The following is an 8,579-nucleotide window of genomic DNA, read 5'->3' as shown; positions in this document are numbered from 1 at the left end:
GATCGCCCCGCTCCGAGCCGCCGTCGCCGACGCGGTGCACGATCTGCTGACCACCCTCGACGTGCTCACGGCGTACGGCGCGCTGGATGCCGCGCGCGAGCGCGTCCGCCGGGCCGACGCCGCGTTGCGCCGCGCCGTCGTGCGCCGTGGCGGGGCGCAGGGCCTCACCTCGGGTGCCGTGTCGGCGGTGGCCGGGGTGGCCTCGCTCGCGGCGCTGGTCGTGGCGATGCCCGGCGTCACGGGTGGCACGCTGTCGGGGCCGGGGCTCGCGGTCGTGGTGCTGCTGCCGATGGCGGTGTTCGAGGTGTTCGGCCCCGTGCCGCTGGCCCTGGCGTCCTGGCGCCAGGTGCGCGGCGCCGCGGAGCGCATCGCCGAGGCGGTCCCCGCGGAGGTCCCCGATGGGCTCCCCCGCGACGAGCCCGCCCCCACCGGCGTCGCCCCGGAGCTCGGGGCCGGACTCGTGCTGCGCGGTGTGCGCGCCCACTGGCCCGCGCGCGCCGACGCCGACGGCGATGCCGGGCGTCTCGACGACGTCTCGCTGCGGGTCGGCCCCGGCGAGCGCGTTCTCGTCACCGGTCCCAGCGGCGCCGGCAAGACCACCCTCGCGCACGTGCTCGTGCGCTTCCTCGACTACGAGGGCTCGTTCACCATCGGGGGCACCGAGGCGCGCGAGCTGTCGGGAGACGATCTGCGACGCACCATCGGCCTGGTCGAGCAGTCGCCGTTCCTCTTCGACGAGTCGGTGCGCCAGAACCTGCTGTTCGCCCGCGAGGACGCCACCGACGACGACCTGTGGTGCGTCCTCGCCCGCGTCGGCCTCGACGCGTGGGCGCGCGAGCGCGGCGGGCTCGACACCCGCGTGGGTGACCGCGGCGCCCTCGTCTCGGGCGGTCAGGCGCAGCGTCTCGCGCTCGCACGGGCCGTGCTGCGCGGCTTCCCCGTGCTCGTGCTCGACGAGCCGACCGCCGGTGTCGACCCGGCGGCATCCGATGCCCTGCTCGCCGACCTGCTGGGGGCGGTCGATCGCGACCGCGCCGTGGTGCTCGTGTCCCACGTCGAGGTGCCGGCGGGGCTCGTGGACCGCCGGGTGCAACTGAGGGGCGGGCGGGTCGTCGTCTGAGCGGTGCGCGCGTCGTCGCCGCACGTGCGGGGGCGTCAGCCGAGCCGGAGAGCCGACGACGGCGGAGCTCGGGCTGTTCAGGATGCCGGCACGAAACGCACGTGCGCGGGGGCCACGGTCCAGCGCACGACGTCTCCCGGTCGCAGCTCGGCGGCCACGGCGGGTGAGACCTCCGCGGCGCCCGCGTCGGTGACCACCCGCACACCGGCGGGGGTGGGCTCGAGGTGCGAGACGGTGGCCGCCGCCCCCTCCCCGAGGCGCACGTGGGCCGCGCGGAAGACCGCGGCCAGCGGGGCGCCCTCGACGGCGGCGAGGGCGAGGGAGGCGGCATCCGTCGTCTCCAGCCGTGCGCCGGAGCGCACCCACCCGCCGCCCCGGGCGTGCCCGACGAGGCGCTCGAGCCCGGCGATGCGGGCGGCGATCTCGGTCGCCGGTGCCGACAGCACCTCGCGCACCGGTCCCTCCTGCGTGACGCGCCCCCGCTCGACGATCACGAGCCGATCGGCGAGGGCGGCCGCGTCGACGGCGTCGTGGGTGACGGCGACCGTGGTCACCCCGGAGAGCCGGTCGCGCAGCATCGCGCGGATCTCCGACGCGGTCACCGCGTCGAGGGCGACGAGGGGCTCGTCGAGCAGCACGACGCGCGGTTCCGCGGCGAGCGCGCGGGCGACGGCGACCCGTTGCTGCTCACCGCCCGAGAGCTGCGCGGGGCGCCGGTCGCCCGCGCCGGGGAGTCCGACCCGTGTCAACCACTCGTCGGCGGTCGAACGGGCGACGGATGCCGGGACCCCGGCGGCGCGCGGACCGAAGGCGACGTTCTCGCGCGCGCTCAGGTGCGGGAAGAGACGGGCGTCCTGACCGAGAAGCACGATGCCGCGCTGCATCGGTGCCGTGCGGAGGCGGGGAGCGCGGTCGAGCAGGCGCCCGTCGACGGAGATCTCTCCCCCGTCGAGCGGGGTGAGACCCGCGAGCGTCCCGAGGAGCGTCGACTTGCCCGCTCCGCTGCGGCCCATCACGGCGACGATCTCCCCGGGGCTTACCTCGAGCGCGAGATCGACGTCGAAGTCGCGACGGCGAACGACGACCCGGGCCCGCAGGTGCGCGGCATCCGAGATGCGCCCACCGATCGCGGGAGCCGCGCTCATCGCCCCACCCCCGGTCTCCACCCGCGCACGAGCAGCAGCACGGCGACCGCCGTCACGAGCAGCAGCAGCGACAGCGCGACGGCGGTGCCCTGCGAGACCCCCGCGCCGTTGAACGCGGTGTAGATCGCCAGGGGCATGGTCTGCGTGACACCCGGACGGTTGCCCGCGAACAGCGCCGTGGCACCGAACTCGCCGATCGCACGCGCGAAGCACAGCACCACGCCCGCGACGACGCCGGGAGCCGCGAGCGGCAGCGTGACGCGCCGCAGGATCGTCGCGCGGCTCGCCCCGAGCGACGCGGCGGCGCGCTCGAACTCGACACCGGTGCTGCGCAGGGCGCCCTCGACGGCGAGCACGAGGAACGGCAACGCCACGAACACCTGCGCCAGCACCACCGCCGGCGTGGTGAAGGGCAGGCCGAGGGCCGCGAACCACCCCGTGCGTCCGAAGAGGTAGAGCAGGGCCACGCCGCCGACCATGGGCGGCAGCACGAGCGGCACCGTCACGAGAGCGCGAAGGATCGCCGCGATCCGCGCGGGACTACGTGCGATGAGGAGGGCGAGGGGGATGCCGACCGCCGCGCACACCGCGGTGGCCAGCGCCCCGGTCCCGAGCGAGAGCCCGAGCGCGGAGAGCGCCGCGGGAGAGGTGACGTCGCTCCACAGCGTGCCCCACTGCACGCGCGCGACGAGGGCGGTGAGCGGGACGAGGAGGAACAACAGCCCCACCACCGCCGGCACGGCGAGCCAGCGGGGGACGAAACCGCCGCCGGTCACGGCGCGCGGAACCCGGCGTCGGCGAGGATCGCCTGACCGGCGTCGGAGAGCACGAAGTCGACGAACGCGGTCGCAGCGCGCGGGTTCGGAGCGTCGGTGAGAGCCGCGAGGGGGTAGCGGTTGACCACCGCGTCGGCCCCGTCGGGCACGATCGCCTCGACATCGGTGCGCCCGGCGACGTCGGTCGCGTACACCAGCCCCGCATCGGCCTCGCCCGCCGCGACCTTGGTGAGCACCGCGGTGACGTTCTGCTCGGCGCTCACGGGCGTCACCGCGACGCCGGCGTTCGAGAGCAGGGTCTGTGACGCCGCCCCGCACGGCACCTCGGGAGCGCACAGCACCGTGGTCGCGCGGGCCAGGTCGGCGAGCGCGGTGACTCCGGCGGGGTTTCCGGCGGGCACGGCGATGACCAGCGTGTTGGCCGCGAAGAGCCGCGGGCGCGGCGCCCGGTCGACGACCTTCGCCATGTTCTTCTCGTCGGCCGAGGCGAACACGTCGGCCGGCGCGCCCTCGCCGATCTGCGTGGCCAGCGTGCTCGAGCCGTCGTACGCGGCGCTCACCGTGACACCCGGGTGCTCGGCCTCGAACGCCGAGGCGATCTCATCGAACGAGCGCTGCAGCGACGCGGCGGCGAACACCTCGACCGTCCCCGAGAGCGCGTCGCCGGATGCCGCATCCCCCGGCGTCGTTGACGGGGGCACGGCGGCGCAGCCGGAGCCGAGGGCGACCACGGCGCCGAGCACCGTGGCCAGTCGAAGGAAGCGGCGCATGAGGTTCCTCTCCGCGAACCGGGAGGTCGCGGCATCCATTCTTCCGCATCCGCGGATACGCCGGGCGGTTTCAGCCGCACCTGAGCCCCCGACGATCTCTGCGGAGGCACTCCGAGGGGTCAGTCCCGCGGCTTTTCCACCGTCACCACGGTCGCCTTCACCGAAGCCACCGCGAGCGACCCGGGCTCCAGCGCGAGCTCCTCCGCCGCCTCGGCCGACATGAGCGACACCACGCGATGCGGGCCGCACTGCAGATCGACCTGCGCCATCACCCCGTCGATGCGCACGCGCGTGACGATGCCGACGAACCGGTTTCGCGCGCTCGATGCGGCGCCGGTCGGATCGTCGGGCTCGTCGGCGAGGGCCACCGCCCGCTCGGCGAGCGCGGCACCGGGGACCTCCACCGGCGAAGCCCCGGTCGTCGGCAACGTCCCCTGGTCGATCCAGCGCCGCACGGTGTCGTCGCTGACCCCGAGCAGACGTGCCGCGTGGGCGATGCGGAAAGAGTTCGGCATCCCTCGACGCTACCCGGCGCGGCGCCCCGCGCGCCGGTCGGTCCGCACCGCGCCCGCCCGCCGCCGGGGCGGTATCCCGCCCGTCGATGGCGACCGGCGCCGGGGTGAGACGCCGTCGGTCGCGGGCACGGGCTGCGCCCGCCCCACCCCGCCCGCGCTCGCCTAGGCTCGACCCATGGATGCCGAGCACGCGAACGCCACGTCACGCCCGGTGACCGTGCCGCTCGGCGCCACCGTCACCGCCTCGGGCCCGGCCGGCCCCGGCGCGGTCCGCGAGACCGGCGTCCGCCGCGAAGCCGACACGGCGCACGCCGCCCCGCGCCGCAGCGAGCCGCAGCGCGAGCCCGGCGCCGTCCGCGTCACCGGGGCCCCGCAGGAGGGCGGTCTCCTCGACCGCTTCGGCCGCATCGCCCGCGACCTGCGCGTCTCGGTGATCGACAAGTGCAACCTGCGCTGCACGTACTGCATGCCTGCCGACGGGATGCCGTGGCTCCCGCAGTCGCAGCTGATGTCGACCGACGAGATCCGCCGCATCGTCCGCGTGGCCGTGCAGTCGCTCGGCGCCGAGGAGCTTCGCATCACCGGCGGGGAACCGCTCGTGCGCAAGGATCTCGAGTTCATCATCGCCGGCATCCGCGCCGACAACCCCGACCTGCCGATCGCGCTCACCACGAACGCCGTGGGCCTCGACCGCCGCGCGCAGGCCCTGAAAGACGCGGGTCTGAGCCGTCTCAACGTGTCGCTCGACACCCTCCACGCCGAGACCTTCGCCGAGCTCACGCGCCGCCCCCACCTCGACAAGGTGCTCGCCGGCCTCCAGGCCGCGCGCGCGGCGGGCCTGGGCCCCATCAAGATCAACGCGGTGCTGCTGCGCGGCATCAACGACACCGAGATCGTCCCGCTGGTGGATTGGGCCGTGTCGAACGGATTCGAGATGCGCTTCATCGAAGACATGCCGCTCGACGGCGACCGCTCGTGGACCGCCACGAACGTCATCGCCGCGGCCGACATCCGCGCCGAGATCGAGACCGCCTTCTCTCTCGCCCCCGATCCGCGCGGCCGCGGGGCCGCCCCCGCCGAGCGCTGGGAGGTCCGTCGTCCCGGTGAGACCGCCGTCGCCGGTCACGTCGGCATCATCTCCTCCGTCACCGAGCCGTTCTGCAACGCCTGCTCGCGCACGCGCGTCACCGCCGACGGCCGTATCCGCTCGTGCCTGTTCTCGCACGAAGAGACCGATCTGCTCACGGCCCTGCGCGACGGCGCCGACGACGAGGGCCTCGCGCAGATCTGGCGGGATGCCATGTGGGCCAAGCCCCGCGCCCACGGTTCCGACCGCGTCGGTCTGGCGCGCGCCGACTTCGTCCAGCCGGAGCGCACGATGAGCGCGATCGGCGGATGAGGCCGCTCGTGGAGCCGGTGGCGTCCCTCGCCCCCGAAGAACTCATCCGCACCGCTCGTCACGCCGTCCTCGCCGGGATCGGGGAGGAGGGCCAGCGCCGCCTGGCCGCGGCCCGCATCGCCGTGATCGGGGCCGGGGGACTCGGCTCCCCCGTGCTGCTCGCTCTCGCCGCGGCGGGTGTCGGCGAGCTCGTCGTCATCGACGACGACGTCGTGGAACGCACCAACCTGCAGCGCCAGCTCCTCCACCGCGTCGACGACATCGGCACCGCCAAGACCTCGTCGGCCGCCCGTGCCGTGCGCGACCTCTCGCCCCTCACGGCGGTGCGCGAGGTCGCGCAGCGCCTCACACCCGACAATGCCCGCGACCTCCTCGCCGACGCCGACCTCGTGATCGACGGCAGCGACACCTTCGACACCCGCGAGGCGGTGGCCGCGGCCGCCGAGGCCCTCGGCATCCCCCTCGTCTGGGGGGCCGTGCAGGAGTGGGCGGCGCAGGTGACCGTGTTCTGGTCGACCCCGCCCGCGGGGTACGCGCCGATCGTGCTGGGCGACCTGTTCCCGCCGGGTTCCGCGGGGGAGCCTCCGACGTGCGCGCAGGTGGGCGTGCTCGGCTCGCTGTGCGTGCAGGTCGGAGGGCTGCTGGCGACCGAGGCGATCAAGCTGGTCACGGGTGCCGGTGAGCCTCTGCTCGGGCGCCTCGTCGTGATCGACGCCCTGCGCGCCCGCCAGGACGTCATCCCGCTGATCGGAAGGACCCCCGCGTGAGCGAACTCCTCAGCGTCGACGAGCAGCGCGCGCGCGTGCTCGCCGCCGTCACACGGCTGCCCGCCGAGACGCTGTCGCTCGCCGAGGCGGTCGGCCGCACGCTCGTCGAGCCCGTGCGCGCGGCTCACGACCTCCCCGGCTTCGACAACTCCTCCATGGACGGCTTCGCGGTGCGCTTCGCCGACGTCGAGGGGGCGGATGCCGACCACCCGGCGACCCTGCGCGTGATCGCCGACCTGCCGGCCGGCACCGCCGACGACCCCGCCCTCGGTTCGGGAGAGGCCGCGCGCATCATGACCGGGGCGGCCGTCCCCGCCGACGCCGACGCCATCGTGCCCTTCGAAGACACGGCCGGGGGCCTGGCCGACTCCCTCGGCTCCGTCCAGGTGCTCCGCTCCCCCGCGGCCTCCGGGGCCTTCATCCGCCGCCGCGGTGGCGACACCCGCTCCGGCGACATCGTCCTGTCCCCCGGCGAGCGCCTCGGCCCCTTCGCGCTCGCGGCCGCCGCCGCGGCGGGCGTCGACACGGTGCGGGTCACCCGCCCGCCGCGGGTCGCCGTGGTGTCCACGGGCAGCGAGCTCGTCGCCCCGGGCGTCGACCCCGGGCGCGGTCAGACGCCCGACTCGAACGCGACACTGCTGACGACCCTGGTCGCCGACGTCGACGCAGAGGTCGTGCTCGTCGATCGCGTCGGCGACGACCCGGCCGGCATCCATGCCGTGCTCGCCCGCGCCGATCGCGCGGACGTCGTCGTCTTCACCGGCGGCGTGAGCGCGGGGGCGTACGAGCCCGTGCGTCTCGCCCTGAGCGATCGCATCTCGTTCGATCGGGTCGCGATGCAGCCCGGCAAACCCCAGGCCTTCGGCGCGCTCGCCGACGGACGTCTCGTGTTCGGTCTCCCGGGCAACCCGGTGAGCGTCGCGGTGTCGTTCGAGGTGTTCGTGCGTCCCGCACTTCTCGCGCTGCAGGGTCGCAGCGCGATCGACCGTCGCCTCGCCCGGCTCACGGCGTCCGAGAGCTGGACGACCCCGCCCGGTCGCCGTCAGTACCTTCCCGCCGCCGTCGACCTGGTCGCCGGCACCGTGCGTCCCGCCACCGCGGGCGGATCGGGCTCGCATCTGGCCGCCTCGCTCGCGCGCGCCGAGGCCTTCGCGATCGTTCCCGCCGAGGTGTCCACCGTGTCGGTGGGCGACCCGCTCGATGTCATGCTGATCCCATGACCTTCACCCACCTGGACGCCGCGGGTCACGCCCGCATGGTCGACGTCACCCTCAAGCAGCCCACGGTCCGCACCGCGACGGCGCGCGGCTTCGTGCGCTGCGCGCCCGAGGTCGTCGCGGCCCTGCGCGACGGCACCGCTCCGAAGGGCGACGTGCTCGCCGTGGCCCGGATCTCCGGCATCCAGGCCGCGAAGTCCACGCCCGCCCTCCTCCCGCTCGCGCACGTCATCGGCGTGCACCGCGCGTCGGTGGACCTGCGGATCACCGACGACGGCGTCGACATCGAGGCCACCGTCGGCACCGCCGACCGCACGGGCGTCGAGATGGAGGCACTGACGAGCGTGTCGGTGGCCGCGCTCGCGATCGTCGACATGGTGAAGGGCATGGACAAGGGCACCTTCATCGAGAACGTGCGCATCGTGTCGAAGACCGGAGGCAAGTCCGGCGACTGGGTGCGACCGGGCGAGCCCGATGCCGGTGCGCGCAGCGAGGGAGCGTCCGTGTGAGCGTGCGCGTGCGGTACTTCGCGGCCGCGGCCGAGGCGGCCGGCACCGACGCCGAGGAGCGGACCGAGACGACCCTCGCCGCCCTCCGCGCGGCGGTCGTCGACGACCACCCCGCCCTCCGCGGCATCCTGGATCGCTGCGCCCTGCTCGTCGACGGTGCCCGTCACGACGACGACGTTTCGCTGGCGGGCATCACCCACGTCGACGTGCTGCCGCCCTTCGCGGGCGGCTGAACCGGTCGACGGTCGTCCGCCGACCCCGGCCGCAGACGACCCAGCCGGCCCGCTGCGGCGCGGCGGCGGGCGACCCACCGGGGCCGGCTGCGCTGCGACCGCGGGCGATCCACCGGGGCCGGCTGCGG

10 protein-coding genes are annotated in these 8,579 nt (G+C 75.2%); 6 read left to right on the top strand and 4 right to left on the bottom strand.

Annotated features, from left to right (window positions below):
* The coding region (gene cydC, locus ACK4LS_RS14290) for a thiol reductant ABC exporter subunit CydC (RefSeq protein WP_409718637.1) at positions 1 to 1,120 on the top strand (1,120 nt) is incomplete at its 5' end.
* A gap of 77 nt (positions 1,121 to 1,197) precedes the next feature.
* Here cydC and ACK4LS_RS14285 read toward each other — a convergent pair.
* The 4 genes from ACK4LS_RS14285 to ACK4LS_RS14270 all read right to left on the bottom strand — a co-directional run bounded on the left by ACK4LS_RS14285 (position 1,198) and on the right by ACK4LS_RS14270 (position 4,326).
* Entirely contained in the window at positions 1,198 to 2,265 is a 1,068-nt protein-coding gene (locus ACK4LS_RS14285) for a sulfate/molybdate ABC transporter ATP-binding protein (protein ID WP_409718634.1), read from the bottom strand.
* Positions 2,262 to 3,041 (bottom strand): molybdate ABC transporter permease subunit, encoded by a 780-nt coding sequence (gene modB, locus ACK4LS_RS14280; RefSeq protein WP_409718631.1) that lies wholly within the window; start codon positions 3,039 to 3,041, stop codon positions 2,262 to 2,264. The genes ACK4LS_RS14285 and modB overlap by 4 nt, the downstream gene beginning before the upstream one ends.
* The gene (modA, locus tag ACK4LS_RS14275; RefSeq protein ID WP_409718628.1) at positions 3,038 to 3,811 is read right to left on the bottom strand and encodes a molybdate ABC transporter substrate-binding protein; all 774 of its coding nucleotides are present in this window, start codon (positions 3,809 to 3,811) and stop codon (positions 3,038 to 3,040) included. Before modA ends, modB begins: the two co-directional genes overlap by 4 nt.
* Positions 3,812 to 3,930: 119 nt before the next feature.
* Complete coding sequence (locus ACK4LS_RS14270; protein WP_409718625.1) at positions 3,931 to 4,326, bottom strand: molybdopterin-binding protein; 396 nt, start codon at positions 4,324 to 4,326, stop codon at positions 3,931 to 3,933.
* A 175-nt stretch (positions 4,327 to 4,501) separates the two neighbouring features.
* Between ACK4LS_RS14270 and moaA the strand changes: the two genes are divergently transcribed.
* From moaA to ACK4LS_RS14245, 5 genes are read left to right on the top strand one after another with little or no spacing between them, the layout of a single operon-like run.
* Positions 4,502 to 5,725 (top strand): GTP 3',8-cyclase MoaA, encoded by a 1,224-nt coding sequence (gene moaA / locus ACK4LS_RS14265; RefSeq protein ID WP_409718622.1) that lies wholly within the window; start codon positions 4,502 to 4,504, stop codon positions 5,723 to 5,725.
* Entirely contained in the window at positions 5,722 to 6,492 is a 771-nt protein-coding gene (locus ACK4LS_RS14260) for a HesA/MoeB/ThiF family protein (RefSeq protein WP_409718619.1), read from the top strand. The genes moaA and ACK4LS_RS14260 overlap by 4 nt, the downstream gene beginning before the upstream one ends.
* Positions 6,489 to 7,712: a gephyrin-like molybdotransferase Glp gene (gene glp / locus ACK4LS_RS14255; RefSeq protein ID WP_409718616.1), complete on the top strand. Its 1,224-nt coding sequence runs from the start codon at positions 6,489 to 6,491 to the stop codon at positions 7,710 to 7,712. Before ACK4LS_RS14260 ends, glp begins: the two co-directional genes overlap by 4 nt.
* Positions 7,709 to 8,218, top strand: a complete 510-nt coding sequence (moaC, locus tag ACK4LS_RS14250) for a cyclic pyranopterin monophosphate synthase MoaC (protein ID WP_409718613.1) — start codon at positions 7,709 to 7,711, stop codon at positions 8,216 to 8,218. The genes glp and moaC overlap by 4 nt, the downstream gene beginning before the upstream one ends.
* Positions 8,215 to 8,451 (top strand): MoaD/ThiS family protein, encoded by a 237-nt coding sequence (locus tag ACK4LS_RS14245; RefSeq protein ID WP_409718610.1) that lies wholly within the window; start codon positions 8,215 to 8,217, stop codon positions 8,449 to 8,451. Before moaC ends, ACK4LS_RS14245 begins: the two co-directional genes overlap by 4 nt.
* Positions 8,452 to 8,579 lie beyond the last annotated feature (128 nt).

This window comes from Microbacterium sp. (assembly GCF_046295495.1).
Lineage (GTDB): Bacteria > Actinomycetota > Actinomycetes > Actinomycetales > Microbacteriaceae > Microbacterium.
Note: the sequence above shows the minus strand (reverse complement) of the source record. Positions and strands in the feature narration are given on the sequence as shown.